The 18,712-nt window shown below is 35.2% G+C and carries 16 protein-coding genes; 10 read left to right on the forward strand and 6 right to left on the reverse strand.

Annotated elements, in window-relative coordinates; genetic code table 11:
* Window positions 1-16 precede the first annotated feature (16 nt).
* From NZ698_RS18685 to NZ698_RS18720, 8 genes are all read left to right on the forward strand, one after another.
* The gene (locus tag NZ698_RS18685; protein WP_047447230.1) at window positions 17-574 is read left to right on the forward strand and encodes a NuoI/complex I 23 kDa subunit family protein; all 558 of its coding nucleotides are present in this window, start codon (window positions 17-19) and stop codon (window positions 572-574) included.
* Window positions 574-1,071 carry an NADH-quinone oxidoreductase subunit J family protein gene (locus NZ698_RS18690; RefSeq protein ID WP_047447235.1) on the forward strand — a complete coding sequence of 166 codons (498 nt, stop codon included), beginning with the start codon at window positions 574-576 and terminating at the stop codon, window positions 1,069-1,071. The genes NZ698_RS18685 and NZ698_RS18690 overlap by 1 nt, the downstream gene beginning before the upstream one ends.
* A gap of 3 nt (window positions 1,072-1,074) precedes the next feature.
* Window positions 1,075-1,404 (forward strand): NADH-quinone oxidoreductase subunit NuoK, encoded by a 330-nt coding sequence (gene nuoK, locus NZ698_RS18695; protein WP_047447237.1) that lies wholly within the window; start codon window positions 1,075-1,077, stop codon window positions 1,402-1,404.
* Between the two features lie 3 nt (window positions 1,405-1,407).
* Window positions 1,408-3,321 carry an NADH-quinone oxidoreductase subunit L gene (gene nuoL, locus NZ698_RS18700; RefSeq protein WP_263004762.1) on the forward strand — a complete coding sequence of 638 codons (1,914 nt, stop codon included), beginning with the start codon at window positions 1,408-1,410 and terminating at the stop codon, window positions 3,319-3,321.
* The gene (locus NZ698_RS18705) at window positions 3,321-4,814 is read left to right on the forward strand and encodes a complex I subunit 4 family protein (RefSeq protein ID WP_263004763.1); all 1,494 of its coding nucleotides are present in this window, start codon (window positions 3,321-3,323) and stop codon (window positions 4,812-4,814) included. Before nuoL ends, NZ698_RS18705 begins: the two co-directional genes overlap by 1 nt.
* 140 nt (window positions 4,815-4,954) lie before the next feature.
* Window positions 4,955-6,340 carry an NADH-quinone oxidoreductase subunit N gene (locus NZ698_RS18710; protein WP_263004764.1) on the forward strand — a complete coding sequence of 462 codons (1,386 nt, stop codon included), beginning with the start codon at window positions 4,955-4,957 and terminating at the stop codon, window positions 6,338-6,340.
* Window positions 6,341-6,443: 103 nt separating this feature from the next.
* Window positions 6,444-6,929: a hypothetical protein gene (locus NZ698_RS18715; protein WP_263004765.1), complete on the forward strand. Its 486-nt coding sequence runs from the start codon at window positions 6,444-6,446 to the stop codon at window positions 6,927-6,929.
* A 222-nt stretch (window positions 6,930-7,151) separates the two neighbouring features.
* Entirely contained in the window at window positions 7,152-9,455 is a 2,304-nt protein-coding gene (locus NZ698_RS18720) for a GAF domain-containing protein (protein WP_263004766.1), read from the forward strand.
* A 75-nt stretch (window positions 9,456-9,530) separates the two neighbouring features.
* On the opposite strand, the gene NZ698_RS18725 is transcribed toward NZ698_RS18720, so the two are convergent.
* Window positions 9,531-10,703 (reverse strand): Pycsar system effector family protein, encoded by a 1,173-nt coding sequence (locus NZ698_RS18725; RefSeq protein ID WP_263004767.1) that lies wholly within the window; start codon window positions 10,701-10,703, stop codon window positions 9,531-9,533.
* 26 nt (window positions 10,704-10,729) lie between these two features.
* On the opposite strand from NZ698_RS18725, the gene NZ698_RS18730 reads away from it, so the two are divergent.
* Together NZ698_RS18730 and NZ698_RS18735 are read left to right on the forward strand one after the other, a co-directional pair.
* Complete coding sequence (locus NZ698_RS18730; protein WP_263004768.1) at window positions 10,730-14,443, forward strand: metallophosphoesterase; 3,714 nt, start codon at window positions 10,730-10,732, stop codon at window positions 14,441-14,443.
* Between the two features lie 39 nt (window positions 14,444-14,482).
* On the forward strand, window positions 14,483-15,082 hold the full coding sequence (locus NZ698_RS18735; protein ID WP_263004769.1) for a hypothetical protein: 600 nt from the start codon (window positions 14,483-14,485) through the stop codon (window positions 15,080-15,082).
* Window positions 15,083-15,106: 24 nt separating this feature from the next.
* Here NZ698_RS18735 and NZ698_RS18740 read toward each other — a convergent pair whose 3' ends face one another.
* From NZ698_RS18740 to ruvX, 5 genes are all read right to left on the reverse strand, one after another.
* Entirely contained in the window at window positions 15,107-15,979 is an 873-nt protein-coding gene (locus NZ698_RS18740; protein WP_263004770.1) for a hypothetical protein, read from the reverse strand.
* A gap of 5 nt (window positions 15,980-15,984) precedes the next feature.
* The gene (gene mazG, locus NZ698_RS18745) at window positions 15,985-16,758 is read right to left on the reverse strand and encodes a nucleoside triphosphate pyrophosphohydrolase (protein WP_263004771.1); all 774 of its coding nucleotides are present in this window, start codon (window positions 16,756-16,758) and stop codon (window positions 15,985-15,987) included.
* 254 nt (window positions 16,759-17,012) lie between these two features.
* Complete coding sequence (locus tag NZ698_RS18750) at window positions 17,013-17,576, reverse strand: DUF5606 family protein (protein WP_263004772.1); 564 nt, start codon at window positions 17,574-17,576, stop codon at window positions 17,013-17,015.
* Between the two features lie 80 nt (window positions 17,577-17,656).
* Complete coding sequence (gene def, locus NZ698_RS18755) at window positions 17,657-18,229, reverse strand: peptide deformylase (protein ID WP_263004773.1); 573 nt, start codon at window positions 18,227-18,229, stop codon at window positions 17,657-17,659.
* The gene (gene ruvX, locus NZ698_RS18760) at window positions 18,226-18,642 is read right to left on the reverse strand and encodes a Holliday junction resolvase RuvX (RefSeq protein ID WP_263004774.1); all 417 of its coding nucleotides are present in this window, start codon (window positions 18,640-18,642) and stop codon (window positions 18,226-18,228) included. Before ruvX ends, def begins: the two co-directional genes overlap by 4 nt.
* Window positions 18,643-18,712 lie beyond the last annotated feature (70 nt).

Raw genomic sequence — 18,712 nt, forward strand, 5'->3', positions numbered from 1 at the left:
TAATATCTATAATTAAATGAAACTTACAAACAGATCAAAAGTTGTTTCGAATAAAGAAATGACCCTTGCTGAAAAAATCTACCTTCCGGCGATTTTCAAAGGTATGGGGATTACTTTTAAGCATGCTGTGAGAACCGTTGTAAAACGAGCTCCGAATGTTTATTCTTATCCGGAAGTACAAAAACCGAGAGCAGATATCTGGAGAGGTCAGCACGTTCTGAAAAGAGATGAAGAAGGCAGAGAAAGATGTACAGCTTGTGGTTTGTGCGCGGTGGCATGTCCTGCTGAAGCGATTACAATGACCGCTTCTGAAAGAACAAGAGAAGAAAAAGATCTTTACAGAGAAGAAAAATATGCATCAGTATATGAAATCAATATGTTGAGATGTATTTTCTGCGGTATGTGTGAAGAGGCTTGTCCGAAATCTGCAATTTATCTGACAGACCGTTTGGTAGATGTAGAAACCAACAGAGGTTCTTTCATTTATGGAAAAGATAAATTAGTTGAAAAAATTAATGAAAGGATTGACATCACTGAAAGACAGTCCGAGAAACAAAAAAATGCAGTAAAATAATGGATCAGTTTTTATTTTTCTTGGTGGCGTTTTTAGCAGTGTCAAGTGCGGTTTACTTCGTATTTGCGAGAAATCCTCTCTACGCTATTCTGTCATTAATTGTTACAATGTTTTCAATCGCCGGAATGTACATTCTTCTGAATGCTCAGTTCCTGGCCATCATACAGATCATCGTTTACGCAGGTGCGATCATGGTTTTATTCCTTTATATCTTAATGATGCTTAACCTTAATAAAGAAGACGAAAGTAAGAAGAACAATACTTTAAAGTTTGTCGGAGTTTTTACTGCAGGTCTTTTATTAATTGGGGTTTTAGGTGTTTTCAGAGGAGTTCAGGAACAACACGTAGTGGTAGAAAACGTAGACAAAGGCGTTGGTCTTACAAAGAATCTGGGAAGACTTTTATTCAACGAATATGTTTTGCCGTTTGAGCTTGCTTCCATCCTGATTTTAGCAGGGATTGTAGGTGCGGTATTAATCGGTAAAAAAGATTTATAAATTATGGGAGAAGTAAATACTTTTATGCAAAGCGTCCCTTTGGAATATTTCATTATCCTTTCGTCAGTACTGTTCTGTCTTGGGGTTTTGGGAGTATTGCTGAGAAAAAACGCGATTGTAATTTTGGGTTGTGTGGAGCTTATGCTTAATTCTGTAAACCTTTTGCTGGCTGCATTTTCAGCGTACAACGGGAACAGTGACGGACAACTTTTAGTTTTCTTCATTATGGTGGTTGCCGCTGCAGAAGTTGCTGTAGGTTTGGCAATTATTGCGATGCTATATAGAAATACCCGTTCTGTGGATGTAAGTATATTTAATAAATTAAGAGGATAAAGAATGGAGAATTTAGTCTATGCAATAATACTTTTACCACTTTTAGGTTTTCTTATTAACGGTTTATTCGGAAAAAATCTTCCAAAAATAGTTGTTGGAAGCCTGGCTACCATTGCTGTTTTCGGATCTTTCTGTATTGCGGTAAGCTTATTTCTGAATTTCGATTCTGAAAGCCAGCCCGTAATCGTAAAAGCTTTTGAATGGTTCAGAGTCAACGGAATTCAAATTAACTTCGGTTTCCAGATCGATCAGCTGTCATTAATGATGGTGATGATCATTACAGGAATCGGATCTCTGATTCACCTCTACTCTATCGGATATATGAGTCATGATAAAGGTTTCTATAAGTTTTTTACTTATTTAAATCTGTTTATCTTCTCTATGTTACTTTTGGTAATGGGAAGCAACTACCTAATCTTATTCATCGGATGGGAAGGTGTAGGTTTGTGTTCTTACTTATTGATTGGTTTCTGGTACACGAACGAAGAATATGGGAAAGCGGCAAGAAAAGCTTTCATCATGAACAGAATTGGTGACCTTGCTTTGTTGATCGGAATCTTCATGATTGCTTCTCAGACAAATGCAGTTGATTACTTAACAGTTGCTCAAAACGCAGGAAAATTTGAACTAGACGGAACAATTATCATCTTTATCACGGCGAGTTTATTTATCGGTGCTACCGGAAAATCTGCTCAGGTTCCTTTATATACTTGGTTACCAGACGCAATGGCTGGTCCGACTCCGGTTTCTGCATTGATTCACGCAGCGACGATGGTAACGGCAGGTATTTATTTAGTGGTAAGATCAAACTTCCTATTTACTTTAGCTCCAACCGTACAGGACGGCATTTTATTAATCGGATTTTTAACTGCGGCTTTGGCCGGTTTTTATGCACTTCGTCAGAACGACATCAAAAAAGTATTGGCATACTCTACAGTTTCACAATTGGGTTTCATGTTCATCGCTTTAGGTTTGGGAGCTTACACAACTGCGATGTTCCACGTAATGACACACGCTTTCTTTAAAGCTTTGTTATTCTTGGGTGCAGGTTCTGTCATTCACGCAATGAGCAACGAACAGGATATGCGCTTCATGGGAGGTTTGAAAAAATATATTCCAATCACTCACGCAACTTTCCTGATCGGAACTTTAGCAATCTCAGGATTCCCTTTATTATCAGGGATGATTTCAAAAGACGAAATTTTAGTTGCAGCTTATGCTAAAAACCCTGTTTACTGGGTGATGCTATTCATCTTGGCGGCTGTTACTGCAACCTATATGTTCAGACTGTACTACTTAACTTTCCACGGAGATTTCAGAGGTACGGATGATCAAAAACATCATTTACACGAAAGTCCATTAAACATGACTTTGCCGTTAATCGTTCTGGCTGTCTTTTCAGTGCTTGGAGGTTTCATTAACCTTCCTCACTTCATTGGTCACGGTCATTATGCTAAATTAATGGAATGGCTGAAACCTGTATTGACAGAAGAAAGCTTTAAGCAAATGGAAACTACACTTACAGGAGTGGCAGAGAGCACCGAATTTATTCTTTTGGGAGCGACTGTTGCTATGTTCTTTGCAGTTTGGTTTATCGTGAAAAATACTTATGTAAATAAGAAGAAAAGAGCTATTGCTGAAGACGATTATACAGGATGGGAAAAACTTTCTGCTAAAAAACTGTACGTTGACGAACTTTACAATGCATTGATTGTAAAAACCGTTGAAGGACTGGGACGTGGCGGAAAAATGTTTGACAAAGGCGTTCTGGATCGTTTTGTAGACTACATCGGAGAAGGCGCTGAAGACAGCGGAAGATCGATGAAGCGTATACAGAACGGAAATGTAGAAAACTACATTCTGATCATGTCTTTAACTGTGGGAATTATACTGATTGTTAACTTTATATTACAATAATGTCTTATTTACTATTAACATTATTACTTTTACCTCTAGTAGGTTCGGGATTGGTCTTTGCATGGAGGAATACTTCCAGCAAATACCTGGCATTAGGAATTGCTTTGATTCAAATGCTGCTTACATTTTACGTTGTTTCGGATTTTGATTTTAATCCAACCGTAGACAGCGTATTGCAGTACGAGATCAATTATCCTTGGTCACAATTTATAAAAAGTAACCTTCATTTCGGAATTGACGGGATGAGCTTGCTTCTTTTATTGCTGACCAATATTTTGATGCCGATCATTATTTTATCATCTTTTAATGAAAATGTAAGCTATAAAAATTCTTTCTACGGTCTGATTTTGCTAATGCAGTTCGGATTGGTAGGTGTTTTCACTGCTTTAGACGGATTGCTATTCTACATTTTCTGGGAAGTAACTTTGATTCCGATCTGGTTTATCGCCGCCCTTTGGGGTCAGGAAAATAAAAGACTGGAGTTCACTACAAAATTCTTCGTGTATACTTTCGTAGGATCTTTGTTTATGTTGGCTGGTTTAATCTACGTTTACACGCATTCAGCATCATTTGCTTTAACAGATCTGTATAACGCAGACCTTGGTGAAACTCAACAGATTGTTGTTTTCTGGTTTATCTTCTTTGCATTTGCAGTAAAACTTCCGGTTTTCCCATTCCACACTTGGCAACCGGACACATATACATACTCTCCTACTCAGGGATCGATGTTGTTATCAGGGATTATGCTAAAAATGGCAATCTATGGTGTACTTCGTTATCTGATTCCGATCACACCGACAGCAATCTTCGGAATTTCAGGACAGATTGTAATCATTTTAGCGATTGTAGGAATTGTTCACGGAGCGTTAATCGCAATTATCCAGACTGATATGAAGAGAATCATTGCGTATTCTTCTTTCTCTCACGTTGGATTGATGGTGGCAGGTATTTTCTCTTCTGCAGTACTTACTTTAAGAGGAACATTTACCATTGAAGGAGCTGAAGGAGCCTTAGTACAGACATTTGCTCACGGTATCAACGTGGCAGGTTTATTTTTCTGTGCCGATATTTTATATAAAAGATTTAAATCAAGAGACATCAGACAGATGGGAGGTTTGGCGAAAGTCGCTCCTAAGTTTGCCGTTTTGTTTTTAATTATCATATTAGGTTCAATGGGCGTTCCGTTGACGAATGGTTTCATCGGAGAATTTATTTTGATTAAATCTATCTTCGACTTTAATGTACTGGCTTCAGTAATTGCAGGTCTTACTGTTATTCTTTGTGCAGTATATTTATTGAGATTCTACGGAAAAGCAATGTTTGGACAGGGCGATGAAGCAGTTTTAAGTACAGCTAAAGATTTATCAGCGGTAGAATTCTCGGTATTGGCAAGTATTGCAGTATTTGTAATTGTATTGGGAGTTTTCCCTCAGCCGGTCATTGATATGGTAAGTAGTTCACTGAAGTTTATTTATACTTCAATGATTAATTAACATTAAAAGATTTAAATAGTAAAAGATTAAAGAATTAAGAGGTAAAAAGTAAATAGAGTAAAAGAAAAAGTTCAACTTCAAACACTGACCTGAAAACTTTAAACTAAAAACTTTAAACCTTCTCATCTCAAATATAAATTATGAGTGTTTTAATTATTGTTTTCCTAACTGCAGTTGCTGCGTTATTTTCGGGAGTTTTTGAGCAAGGAAAATTCGCAAGATACATTGGGATTTTTGGATTAATCGTTGCCTTGTATGTGAGTTTCTTACCTGAGGCTTCATTCTTTGCGCAGTACAGACACATGTATGACTACACCGCAAACACTGCGTTGTTTACAAAAATATCTTTGGTAACAACTTTACTGCTGTTCTTTTTAGGAGGTTTTGCATTCAGCAATCACAGAAGCCACCAGTCAGAATTGTATGCCTTGATGCTTTTCGCTTTGAGTGGCGGAATCATCCTTTTCGGTTTCCAAAACCTAGTGACTTTATTCTTAGGAATTGAGATTCTTTCTATTCCGTTATACGTAATGGCGGGAGCAAACAAAACAGATTTAAGATCAAACGAAGCTTCTATTAAGTATTTCCTGATGGGTGCATTTGCGACAGGTTTCCTGTTGTTTGGTATCGCATTTATCTACGGAAGTACAGGAACTTTCGATTTATACAGAATTCAGGAATTCACCATTACGAATCCTAAAAATATCATGTTAATTTTAGGAGTGATTCTAATGCTTTGTGCAATGTCATTCAAAGTAGCTTTGGCACCTTTCCACATGTGGAGTCCTGATGTTTATGCAGGTTCACCTTCACTGATTACGGCTTTCATGGCAAGTGTGGTGAAAATCTCAGGTTTCTTTGCTTTATTCAGATTAATGACCATAGGATTCTCCGGCGTAACTGCTGAATGGATTAACATTCTTGGAGTTTTCTTAATCATCACTTTGGTTCTTGCCAACGTTATGGGACTTGCGCAGACCAATGCAAAAAGAATGTTGGCCTACTCTTCAGTATCTCACGCAGGATATATCGGTTTGGTTTTCTTCGGAATGAATGCACTTTCTACGTATACATTAGCTTTCTATTTATTTGCATATTCACTTTCTACAGTAGGAGTTTTTATGTGTTTAATCTGGGTAGAAAAAATCAAAAGAGAAACCTCTTTCGGAGCTTTCAAAGGATTGGCGAAAACAGAACCTTTATTGGCTGTTGTAGCAACGATCTCTTTATTATCAATGGCGGGAATTCCCTTGACGGCAGGATTTATGGGTAAATTCTCATTATTTGCTCAGGCGTTGACAAAAGATGACAATACTTTCTTAGTAATTGTAGCAGTTTTAGGTTCGGCAATTTCTATTGCCTATTATTTAAGACTGATTATTGCCATGTTCTTCTTTAAAGAAACGACTTTTAAAACTTCAGAAAAAGTAACGGTTACTTACAACATTGTTGCGGTCGTGATTATTGCTTCATTAGTGGTACTGGGCGTTTTCCCTGATTTGTTTGCAAAGCAGTTCGGATTGTAAAAATTCAATTCTAAAATATACTTAACCTTTCAATTTATTTTGGAAGGTTTTTTTTGTACTTTTTTTAAACTAATTTTACTCGATAATAATTTATAAAAGATATATGAGAAAAATCGTATTAGCAGGAATAATAGTTTTTGGAGGATTTTTAACAGCAAATGCTCAATGTAAAACAGTTACCACAATTACAGAAAATTTTGACACCTGGAAAGACATTAATAAATGTTGGACTGCCCATCAGGGAAAAGCGATGCTTTATGCAAGTGACAAAAAAATCGTTTTCTATTCGATGACTAGTCCGGGAGAAAATATGTATTTGGTGACTCCAAAAATTAAAGCAGGAAAATATACTTTGAATCTTGATATTTCAGATAACGGCGGTGAAACCACATTGGAGCTGTTTTCAATAAACAACCCATCAGACACAAAATCATTCATTTCAATAGCTAAATCCGCAAAAATTGCAGGAGGCAAAAAAACATATGATATTTCTTTAAAAAAAGATTCAAATTTGGGTTTGAAAGTTTTATTAAATGGAATACATCAGGCAGTTTATGTAGATAATTTTTCTCTGAAACCAAAAAAATAAATCATTCCAGATTCTAAAAAAAATGTTACTCAAAACTTACAGATTTTGAGTAACATTTACATTCTATTCTGCTACAGAAAACATTGCAGAGATTTAACTTAAAATAAGTAGCTGAAACTTATTTATTATATATTTTGACAAATATTTCACTATAATTCTCCCACTACATTCGCCTTTTAAAAAACCTTTTTTCATACCTTTACCCTCACATTTTTTCACATTTTGGCAAATCTTTACAAGAAAGAAAGTCCGTTTCAGGTTTTTATATCGTTCAAAAAATATTTGGATGTGCTTGAGCATATCCGATACAACGACCGATTGGAGTATCGTGCCAATTATGCAGAATCTTTGATTGAAAAAACCAAGAATTTCCAGGAATTGCGGGATGGTTTTCAGGATCTTGCGGTGTTTGAAAAACATAAAGACCTAATAAGACTTTTATTAGCTGATCTCTTCCCGACCGGTTTGACGAAAAATGAAATTAAAGCCGCCGGAATTCCTTTAACGAATCTTACCTTCAATTATACCGAAAGATTTCAGAATATTCTGAATGATGCAGGAAAAGATTTTGAAATCGAATTCAGAGACATCAGCGATGACGAATATTATGTTTTCTGTTGCTGCCTCATTTTGCAGACTTATCTGAAAAGAGACATCAGAGTCACCATTCCTTTTTATTATGATATTCCCGACAAAAATGGGATTATTAAGCATTATAAAATTACAGTTAACTCAGATTTCAGCTATGTTTATCCGGCAGAAGGAACAAAAATCCCGGCTGATGATGTTATCGATATGCTGCTCGAAAACTTAGATGATATTCAGCTTTGGAAAAAACATTTCCCGTCAGAATCTTGGATTTTAAACGGATTTAGCATTATTTCACTCGTCGATTGTACTACAGAAGTTGCTTTATCGGATCTAAAATCTACGCTTATCAAAGTTGATCTTGAAAACCCTTCACCGGATGAAAATCTGAAAGAAATTTTCAAATCCTATTTTGATGTTGCCGAACTCAATTTTGGGCTGATGCTTTTTAACAATAAAAATAAAAGGCTTGAAAAACTTCCAATCTATGACAGCGTTTTTACCAATTATCTCTTAGATTTTTGGTTAAACACATTTGATGAAGAGGTTCGTAAAACTGCTTTTGAAAACATCACATACAACTCAAAGCCCGTCGTTATTTCTGATGTTGATAAAATAGATGAAGAAATCAAAAAACTGCCTTCATTTAATATTTTGAAAGATCATCAGATCAACAGCTTCATGGTTATTCCGATTATGAAAGATGGCGAACTGCTGGCTATCATGGAGTTTACATCACCTACCGCTAACAGCTTAAATGGTTTAAAACTGAAAAAACTCGAGTTCGTAGCAGACATGATTATTTTCTCTCTGAGCAGATTTTCTTATGAAAGAAATAATCAGATTGAAGCCATCATTCAGCGGGAATACACCACGATTCACGACAGCGTCATCTGGAAATTCAGAAATGAAGCTGAACGATATTTTAATGCTTTTTTATCTAAAAAAATATATACTTTAAAGGAGATTTCGTTTAAAAATCTTACCCCTTTATTCAGTTTTTCAGACATCCGCTCTTCATCAGACAAACGTTTTAATCTGATGCTTGAAGATCTGAATCAGCAAATAGAAGGACTTCACGAAGTAATTACTTTGCTCAACTCGTCAAATGCCGAAAAATATTTATTGGCACTCGATGTTTTTGAAAATGAACTGAATAACGAAATTAAAGCCGATACTGAACAGCGTTTTCAAAGGCTTTTACGGGAAGAAATTCACCCATATTTACAAGGTCAGCTTGAGATAAAAAGCGATGAAAATATTAAAGATAAAATCAAAAATTATTTCAGTCAGGTTTTTGTACAGAATGATCTTTTTTATGCCAACCGAAAAAATTTAGATGATTCCATTACGCTGCTGAACCGTAAGTTAGCAGATATTTTGGATCAAAAACAGGTTATTGCTCAGGAAATTTTCCCACATTATTTTGAGAGGTTTAAATCTGATGGCGTTGAACATAATCTTTACATTGGCCCCAACATCGCACCGGAACTAGCCTATTCTGCAAAAGTCGTTCACGAATTGAGATACTGGCAGCTGGAAACCATTTGTACGATGGAACATGAATTTCATTTATTCAAAGAAGACCTTCCTATTTCGCTGGATATTGCATCGTTGATTTTTGTTTATAATGAAAAAATAGACATTCGTTTCCGAATGGATGAGAAGCGTTTTGATGTTGACGGAGCATTTAATTCTAATTTTGAAATCATTAAGAAAAGATTAGAAAAAGCCCACGTTAAAGATTCAACAGAAAGAATTACCTGCCCCGGGAAAATAACGATTGTCTATTTCGGGATGGAAAATCAACGGGAATATCTGCAATACATCAACAGACTTCAAAAACTAAATGTTCTGAAAGCAGATGTTGAGTTTTTAAGGGTTGAAGATCTTCAGGGAATTACAGGATTGCTGGCGATCAGAGTTTCTTTTGTTTGATTTAAATTTTCGCTTATTTCTTTTCAATCTAATAAATTTCCGCTTTAAATATACCCAATTTAAATTCTCATTTAATTACAGACTAAGAAAAGCATACGCAAAAGCAAGTACCGAAGAGATAATTCCTGCCATAAAAATGGTGTAGGTAATAGAAAGTAATTTATATTTTCTATCTAAAACTTTCCCGAGAAAATATAAATCTTTCACCATAGAATCATAAATATAATCTCTGTCTTTGATGAGATCATGCATCGAGCTCAGGTAATGATCAAATTTCATCTGATGAAAATTTCCGAAGAATAAAAGATTCACTTTTCGGTCTTCAATATCCTGATTGGTAAAAGTAGTCTTTGTAACATTCGGTTTTGTAGAAAGAATGGCAAAAATGATCGTCATAACACTCGAAATCAACAGAAAAAAAGTTGGGATAATCAAATGTGCATTTTTCGGAGTATCTAGTTTCGGAACCAAAACAGACAAACAAACCGAAATGATAATCGCATTTACCGAAAGCAAAATATTTGCCTTGCTGTCTGCAATATCACTCAATCTTGTATGATTATTCAAAGTCACTCTGAAAAGCGTGTCTACACTTCTGTCAGACTTTGGGTCTTTATCTTTTTTTGAATCTGAATTTTCCTTTTTTGGTTTATCTTCTTTATCAATCTTCTTTTCCAATTTTTTTACATTTTTCAGTTTGAGTGGCTCCCAGTTTTCTTTGGCGTAATCTGTAAAATATCTATGTTTGTTTTTCAGAAAATCTACATTCATCACGTTCCATTCATCATTAGAAAAGCACATTCCGCCGGTCAATTCCCATTCTTTACGCAGAGCTTCCGCAGAATCATTGTAAAACGGACTTGCAAAATGACTAAAATCTGCATCTTTCATGATTTGCTCAAGAAAATTTTGTGGCTGATGATATTTTTCGGTCGAAAGAATCAGTTTTGAAACTTCATCAATATATTCTCTGGATGCATTCTCACGAAGCAAAAATTCGGTAACGATTTCCACTCCTTTTTTCTCATGCCCTTCTGCATTACAATCGGTAAAACCAACGTCATGAAACCAAAGTGCAAGCAAGATTTTTTCTCTATCTGCCTCAGAAACTTCAGAGTGGCTGATGATCTCTTCAGCTTTGTTGACAGCGTATGTGGTATGAATAAAATTATGATAAAAATATACGGAAGATAACTTATCTTTGAATAAGTTTTCAACATAATCTTTGGCTTTGTTTAAAACGCTCATTTCTGAATTTTTCTTAATGTAAATGTATGAATTTATCCTTTAAATTTGACCGAAAAATGTTCTCAGCAATTGCGAGAATGATTCTTCTCTCCGGATTTCTATTTTCGTGTGCAACCTATAACGTACAAAAAGGAAAAAACTTGCATGAAATACGAAATTCTGATATAAAAACTGAAAATGATTTTAAAATTTTCCTCGTTGGTGATGCCGGAAACGCCGATGAACCGCAAGCGCAGCATACTTTAAATTTCATTAAAAACAAATTGGATTCCGCTGATAAAAACTCAATGCTTCTGTTTTTAGGAGACAATATTTATCCACTGGGAATGCCAAAAGAAACTGACAAAGGGTATCCTTTAGCCAAACAAAAACTGGAAAACCAATTAGCGATCACTAAAAATTTTAAAGGAAAAACTTTAGTCATTCCCGGAAATCACGATTGGTATCACGGCGTAGAAGGCTTAAAAGCACAGGAAGAATTTGTAAAATCTTATCTGAATGATAAAAAAGCTTTTTTGCCTAAAAATTCTTGTCCGATTGACGATATCAATTTAACCAAAGACATCAAACTGATTGTTCTTGATTCTGAATGGGCCTTGATCAACTGGGACAAATATCCCGGAATCAATAAAGGCTGCGACATCAAAACAACAGCAGATTTTTATGCCGAGTTTAAAGATTTAATTACAAAAAATCAGGATAAGAGAATCATTGTGGCGGTGCATCATCCCGTGATCAGCTCGGGTGTTCATGCGGGTTTTAATTCTGCTAAATCTCACCTTTCCTCTTTTCAGGGAAAACTTCCCGTTCCGGGAGTTGCGAGTTTGATTAATGTTTTGAGAAGTTCTTCCGGAGCGAGTATGGAAGATATTACGAATACTCATTATGCCGAATTTGCCAACAGAATCAAAAGCATTATTCAAGATAAAGAAAATGTGATTTTGGTCTCCGGTCATGATCACAATCTTCAATATCATGAAAACAAAAATATTAAGCAAATCATCAGCGGCGCAGGCTCTAAAACGGATCCGGCAACGATTGTTGAAAAAACGGATTTCTCTTCAGGCGGAAGCGGTTTCGCTGTTTTAAACCTCAGAAAAGATCTAAGTTCTGATGTTGAATATTTTTCGACTAAAAACAATAAACTTGAAAAGCTGACTCAAATTGCAGTCCTTAAAAAACCTGAAGTATTTCAAAATAACTATCCTGATATTTTACCTGCAACCGTAACATCAACAATTTACTCTGAAAGACAGGCAAAAGCAGGAAAATTCTATAGTTGGCTTTGGGGAAATCATTACAGAAAATATTACGCTCTTCCTATTGAAGCCCAAACTAAAAATCTTTCAGACATGAATCCCGGATATTCTCCTGTAAGAGAAGGTGGTGGAAATCAGTCGAACAGTCTCCGCTTGAAAACCAACGACGGACAGGAATTTGTAATGCGCGGAATCAAAAAAAGTGCAGTCCGTTTTCTGAATGCGCAGGCTTTTAAGAAAAACAGTTTCGGAAGCGAACTTAACAATACTTTCCCTGAAAGATTCTTACTGGATTTTTACACAACCAATCATCCGTTTACAGGATTTGCCGTCAACAATATGATTGACAAATTGGGAATTTTCCATAGCAATCCTGAATTGTATTATATCCCCAAACAAAAATCTTTAGGACAGTATAATCAAAATTATGGCGATGAACTGTATATGATCGAAGAACGTTTTTCATCTGATCCGAAAACTTTACAGTCATTGGATAATGCTTCAGACATTCTTTCGACTGCAGATGTTCTGAAAAACATGAGAAAAGACGGAAAATATTCTGTTGATCAGGATCTTTACATCAGAGCAAGAATTTTTGATATGCTAATCGGCGATTGGGATAGACACGAAGATCAGTGGAAATGGGCAGAATATAAAGTTGGTGACAAAGTGATTTACAAACCCATCCCTCGTGACAGAGATCAGGCTTTCAGCAATTACGATGGTGCAGCTTTTAAAGTGTTGATGAATATTCCTGCAATCCGTCATATGAAGACATTTAAAGACGATATTAAAAGCGTGCGTTGGATGAATATGGAGCCTTATCCTATGGATTTAATCTTCTTAAAAAACGCCAATCAGGAAGATTGGACAGCTCAGGCAAAATATATTCAGGAACATTTATCAGACAACGATATCGACCGCGCTTTTGATAATTTACCAAAGGAAGTTCAGGACGAAACAATTAAAGACATTCAGAGAAAACTGAAACTGAGAAAAGGCAAATTGGAAGATTATGCAACAAAATATTTTGATGTTTTGCAGGAAAAAATTCCTTTAACAGGAACCGTGAACAAAGATAAGTTTGTCATTATTAAAACCGGAAATTCTGTCGAAGTTAAACAATATCAATTAGACGAAAACAAAGGAGAAGAACTGGTTTTTGAAAACAAATATGACGATACCAAAACCAAAGAACTTTGGATCTACGGTTTGGAAGAAGATGATATTTACGAAGTTTCAGGAGAAGGAAGATCTAAAATCAACATCCGATTAATTGGTGGTTATAATCATGATACCTACAATGTAGAAAATGGAAGTAAAGTGAAAATTTACGATTTTAAATCACAGAAAAATACCTACAACGCAAAATCTGCAACCAAACACATCAGTAACGATTATCATGTCAACACCTACAATTGGAAACATCCGAAATACAATTTCTTCGCAGGTTATCCAATGGCAAACTTCAATCCTGATGACGGAGTTATTCTGGGGATTGTTGCAAACTATACAGTTAACAATTTCATCCGTGATCCTTTCACCCAAAAACATAGTTTAAGCGCTAATTTTTACACAGCAACTGGAGGGTTTAATGTTGGTTACAAAGGAATTTTCAAAAAAGCAATTGCTGGTTGGGATGCAGGAATTGATGCGACTTACACTACTCCGTTTTTTGCAAGAACTTTCTTTGGTTTGGGGAACGAAACGGTGTATGAAAAAGATGAAGTAGAAAGAGATTATAACAGAGTCCGAATTTCTCAGTTTAAATTTGCGCCCTCTATCTCAAAAACCAGCTGGCTGAATCTGAAGCATCAGTTTCAGTTGAATTTTGAACATGCAAAAGTGGAGTTCAATGATGATCGTTTTATAGCTGTTTCTCCAGAAGTAAATCCTGAAGTGTTTAACGGACAACAATTTGCGGGAGCGAACTATACATTTAGTTTTAAAAATTTAGACAATAAAGCCTTCCCAACTTTAGGGTTGGAAATGATCTTAAATGCAGGCTGGAAAGCCAATCTATCAGAATTCAATCAAAACTTCGCTAATTTCAACGGAACTCTAAACATCTTCCACAGAATTGATAAACGCGGAAAATTTGTGTTTGCCAACTCGAGCAACGCAATGATTATTAACAATAACAATTTTGAATTCTACCAAACTGCAGCAATCGGCGGAAACAACGGAATGCGCGCTTATAGAAATGAAAGATTTGCTGGGAAATCATACTTTGCCAACAATTCTGAGATCCGTTGGAATTTCGGAAGAGTAAAAAACAATATCGTTCCTACGAACTTGGGTATTTTAATTGGTTATGATTTGGGAAGAGTCTGGAAAGATGGTGAGCAATCCGACAAATGGCATCAAGGAGTCGGTGCAGGTTTCTGGATGAATATTCTGGAAACTTTTTCTGCGAGAGTCGATTATTTTATTGGTGAAGATGGAGGAAGGATTTCCGGTGGTGTGGGATTGAGCTTTTAAAAAAATAATTTCTCCGTTATTATTAAATTGTTTGTACTGATGAAAAAAATCTACCTTCGACTTATATTTTTAACCATCATTGTTGCCGCATTTATTATGCATGATTTAAAACTGCGTGATCAATCGCATAGTATTGGAAATGATGTAGACATGAAAGTAGTAATGAGCCCTGAATTATTAGTGTTCCAGTTTCAACCTTCACTGAATGAAAATACAGAAGTAATTATTAGCTTTGAAAAAAAATATTTAATCTTCAGAAGCATATATTCATATTTTCCTGAACCTCCTCCACCTCCATCAATGAAACGAAATGATAATGAAGAATTTATTGATAGAAGAAAACCTGTAAAACCATATTATGCTAATCTTTCTAATGAAGAAGTAAAATACTTAGAGAATATACTTAATATATTATCTGATAGAGATTATAAACGACTTGAATCGCCTAATATAGACGGCATGTCGTACAATTTCAGCACTCTTTATTCAAACAAAAATTTAAAAAACGGATTTATTGCTCAAGATAAAACCGATAATCAAAGAAAACTTGTTTTAGAAATTTTGAATATTCTTCAAAAAACAAATAATTTCGAAGAAAACAAATCTCTCATTTCCTATTACTATAAAAGCATTCATTGAGAAACCGTGAAGGTTTCTCAATATTTATTTTAAAGAAAACTGGTACACATTCCCACCCGTTTTCTTATCCTTTTCATCGGCAATCAATAACGTTTTATCATCCACAAAAACGACTGCCTCTTTTTGTGAATTGTGATTTAATGATATTTTCTGAATTTTAGCTGAACTAAAATCAGTTGCTGTAAATCCTGAAAGTACATTGATATTTTTATGATTCAACAAAACAATTTCATTTTTAGAATTGATAGTTGCTGAAGTAATAGCAGCATCGCTGTAACTTCCTTCCAGTTTAAGTTTACCAACCAATTTCGCTTCAAAATCACCTTCCTTATTGGGAATCTGGAAAATCAGAAAAGTTCCGTCAAAACCTTTGCTTCTGTTTTTGGTGAAGAGGTAAAAACTTCCGTCTTTCTCTACAAAAGCCTCACAATCGTACAATAAATTTGATTTTTTTGGAGGAAATTCAGTCTGCCCTTCATAATGAAATTTCGTTGTCTGAATAACCTTTGTTGACTTTTGAGAATCGGTTTTCAAATCTAATTTTAAGATAGAAAGATTCTGTCTGTCGTTTTCATTATTTCCAAAATCTCCAATGTAGATATTTCCGGCTGCATCTTTAGTAATGTCCTCCCAATCGTTATTTTCAGCGTTTTCCACCAAAACGTCAGTAGTCAATTCGCCTTGACGGTTCAGTCCGTACACTACATTTTTATTTCCTGCATCTTCAATGGCCCAAATCATTTTCTGATCCTGCGAAAGAGCCATTCCTGAAACTTCTTTCAGCTTTTTTGGTAGAGAAAATTCTTTTTTTAAAGTATCTTCTGTAGCCTGAACTTTTTCAGTTTTTGGATTACATCCGATAAACACGAGCGAACAAATCGCGTAAAGAATATACATTTTCATTAGTTTTTATTTAAAAGTTTTGCTTGCTCCCAAAGTTCGTCCATTTCTTCCAAATTCATATCAGCTAATTTTAAATCAGCCTCAGCTGCAAGCTGTTCCATTTTCTGGAATCTTGAGATGAATTTCAGATTGGTTCTTTCCAAAGCCGAATCCGGATTTAAACCTGAAATTCTTGCGTAATTGATCAATGAGAAAAATACATCTCCCAATTCCTGTTCTTTTTTATCTGAATCAGTCTCCTCATGAAACTCCTGAATCTCTTCATCTACTTTTTTCCAGGCATCTTCCGCATCATGAAATTCAAAGCCAATTCCTTTTACCTTATCCTGAATTCTGTACGCTTTTACCATACTCGGCAATCCTTTTGGAACTCCGCCCAAAATAGATTTATTACCTTCTTTAAGTTTTAGTTTTTCCCAATTCTGTTTTACCTCTTCTTCATCTTTCACTTCAACATCACCATAAATATGAGGATGACGGAAAATCAGTTTTTCGTTTAATGAATTGATGACATCTGCGATATCAAAACTCTCTTTCTCTGAACCTATCTTAGCATAGAAAACTAAATGAAGAAGTACATCACCCAATTCTTTTTTAATTTCAGTTAAATCTTCCTGCAACAATGCATCTGAAAGTTCATATGTTTCTTCCAACGTTAAATGACGAAGCGTCTGAAGCGTCTGTTTCTGATCCCACGGACATTTTTCACGAAGGTCATCCATAATATCCAAAAGTCTTCCAAAAGCTTCGATTTTTTCCTGTCTGGTGTTCATAGTTGAGAATTAAAAAAGTGGTACAAATTTAATTATAATAATGTTTCTTTAATGTCTGTTCAAAATAAAAATCAATTTATTTCCCCGACCCTAAAGGGAGTAAATCGATTTTTAGGTAATACCTTTGGAATATAAATTTCTTCCTCCCTTTAGGGTTGGGGTAAGAAGAAATTTCCCCAAACAAATTTTGTAGATTGATACAAAAAAACCTCATCATCACTGATAAGGTTTTGTATAAATTCAGATAAATTGAATTATCCCATTTTTCTGTGTGTACTTTTTGTAGCTGCTTTTGCTCCTGAGCTTGCTTTTACTTTGGGAGTTGCAGGTTTGTCAGCTTTTGGAGCTGCTTTTTTCGGAGCTGCTTTGTCTGCAGTGATATCACCTTCAGCACTTTCTCCTTCCGTAGTTTCAGCCTCAGCTTTTACGAAGCTTTCCGGAGTAATATATCCTGCTTTGTGAAGGATATTGTACCATTGAGCCAATTTTTTGATATCAGAAAAATATACTCTTTCTGTATCATAATTTGGAAGAGATGCTCCCATAAACTCTTTCAACTCATCTTCAGTAGATTTGTGAGAAATAGTTTCTTTGTACTCATAGTTTTTAGCAATATTTTCAAAAACTTCGAACAAAGGAACTTCTTTATCGAATGTGAACATTGCAATATTATCCAACAAACTCACCTGGCTTGAGTTACCGATGCTTACTTTCTTTTTTGTTGTAACGTCTTCAATAATAAATCCGTTTTTCAATTGCGAAACTAATTTGTAAAGACCTGGTTTACCAGAAATCGAAATTATTTTTTCTAACAGCATAATCTTATTTTTTTTAAAATTTTAGCAATTTGCTCAAGACAAACTACAGTTTATTATTTATTTACTTATTTTCTATTTTATTATTTAGGAAATCTCATTTTGTAGTTGATTGCTACATCACCCTGAGAAATTTTCACCAATTTACCTTTTACCAGTTTTTTCTTTAGAGAACTCAAATGATCCGTAAATAACGTCCCTTCAATATGGTCATATTCATGCTGAATTACGCGGGCTCTAATATCGGAAAAAGTTTCTGTATGCTTAACAAAATTTTCGTCATAATATTCTATGACGATCGTACTTTTTCTCTTCACATCTTCCCTTACATCAGGAATTGAAAGACATCCTTCATTAAATTTCCATTCTTCACCCGACTCTTCAAGAATTTGAGCATTGATAAATACTTTTTTGAAGTCTTTCAACTCTTCAGCAATATCTTCATAATCCTCATCTTCTGCCAAAGGCGAAACATCTACGATAAACAGACGGATGTCTAAACCAATCTGTGGTGCTGCAAGACCAATACCATTGGCACTATTCATCGTATCAAACATATTGTCGATGAGTTCCTGCAAACCAGGATAATCTTGATCTATATCTTTTCCTACTTTTCTCAAAACAGGATCTCCAAAGGCTCTAATTGGTAAAATCATCTTGTTCTTTGTTCTAAAAAATTCTGCAATATGATGGTTGCGCTTACTTTATCTATTAATCCTTTCTCCTGTCTCTGTTTTTTACTTTTTCCGCTTTGGGAAATAAAAAACGAAGCCATTTTTGATGTAAATCTCTCATCCAAACGATGAACCTGAATATCCGGAAACTCAATTTTGAAACTTTCTATAAATTTCAGAATATCCGTTTCCACTTCAGAAAGATTTCCCTTTAAATCTGTCGGAAGACCTACGACAATGTCTTCTACTTTGTTTACATTGAAATATTTCTTCAAAAATTCCATCAAAAACTTAGTTTCTACAGTCTGCAGTGCACTGGCAATAATCCTCATATCATCGGTCACCGCAATGCCACAACGAGCCTTTCCGTAGTCTATCGCAAGGATTTGTCCCATAAGTCTGCAAATTTAAGAAATTTTAATGATTTTATCCATAACGCAGTTTTTTTTATAAAATGATGTGACT

It is taken from the genome of Chryseobacterium edaphi (assembly GCF_025628985.1).
GTDB classification, from domain to species: Bacteria; Bacteroidota; Bacteroidia; order Flavobacteriales; family Weeksellaceae; genus Chryseobacterium; species Chryseobacterium edaphi.

What these genes read in the sequence shown, in the direction of transcription:
- NZ698_RS18685 (WP_047447230.1), top strand. Translation starts at nt 17, where the DNA reads ATGAAACTTACAAACAGATCAAAAGTTGTTTCGAATAAAGAAATGACC.
- NZ698_RS18690 (WP_047447235.1), top strand. Translation starts at nt 574, where the DNA reads ATGGATCAGTTTTTATTTTTCTTGGTGGCGTTTTTAGCAGTGTCAAGT.
- nuoK (WP_047447237.1), top strand. Translation starts at nt 1,075, where the DNA reads ATGGGAGAAGTAAATACTTTTATGCAAAGCGTCCCTTTGGAATATTTC.
- nuoL (WP_263004762.1), top strand. Translation starts at nt 1,408, where the DNA reads ATGGAGAATTTAGTCTATGCAATAATACTTTTACCACTTTTAGGTTTT.
- NZ698_RS18705 (WP_263004763.1), top strand. Translation starts at nt 3,321, where the DNA reads ATGTCTTATTTACTATTAACATTATTACTTTTACCTCTAGTAGGTTCG.
- NZ698_RS18710 (WP_263004764.1), top strand. Translation starts at nt 4,955, where the DNA reads ATGAGTGTTTTAATTATTGTTTTCCTAACTGCAGTTGCTGCGTTATTT.
- NZ698_RS18715 (WP_263004765.1), top strand. Translation starts at nt 6,444, where the DNA reads ATGAGAAAAATCGTATTAGCAGGAATAATAGTTTTTGGAGGATTTTTA.
- NZ698_RS18725 (WP_263004767.1), bottom strand. Translation starts at nt 10,703, where the DNA reads ATGAGCGTTTTAAACAAAGCCAAAGATTATGTTGAAAACTTATTCAAA.
- NZ698_RS18730 (WP_263004768.1), top strand. Translation starts at nt 10,730, where the DNA reads ATGAATTTATCCTTTAAATTTGACCGAAAAATGTTCTCAGCAATTGCG.
- NZ698_RS18735 (WP_263004769.1), top strand. Translation starts at nt 14,483, where the DNA reads ATGAAAAAAATCTACCTTCGACTTATATTTTTAACCATCATTGTTGCC.
- NZ698_RS18740 (WP_263004770.1), bottom strand. Translation starts at nt 15,979, where the DNA reads ATGTATATTCTTTACGCGATTTGTTCGCTCGTGTTTATCGGATGTAAT.
- mazG (WP_263004771.1), bottom strand. Translation starts at nt 16,758, where the DNA reads ATGAACACCAGACAGGAAAAAATCGAAGCTTTTGGAAGACTTTTGGAT.
- NZ698_RS18750 (WP_263004772.1), bottom strand. Translation starts at nt 17,576, where the DNA reads ATGCTGTTAGAAAAAATAATTTCGATTTCTGGTAAACCAGGTCTTTAC.
- def (WP_263004773.1), bottom strand. Translation starts at nt 18,229, where the DNA reads ATGATTTTACCAATTAGAGCCTTTGGAGATCCTGTTTTGAGAAAAGTA.
- ruvX (WP_263004774.1), bottom strand. Translation starts at nt 18,642, where the DNA reads ATGGGACAAATCCTTGCGATAGACTACGGAAAGGCTCGTTGTGGCATT.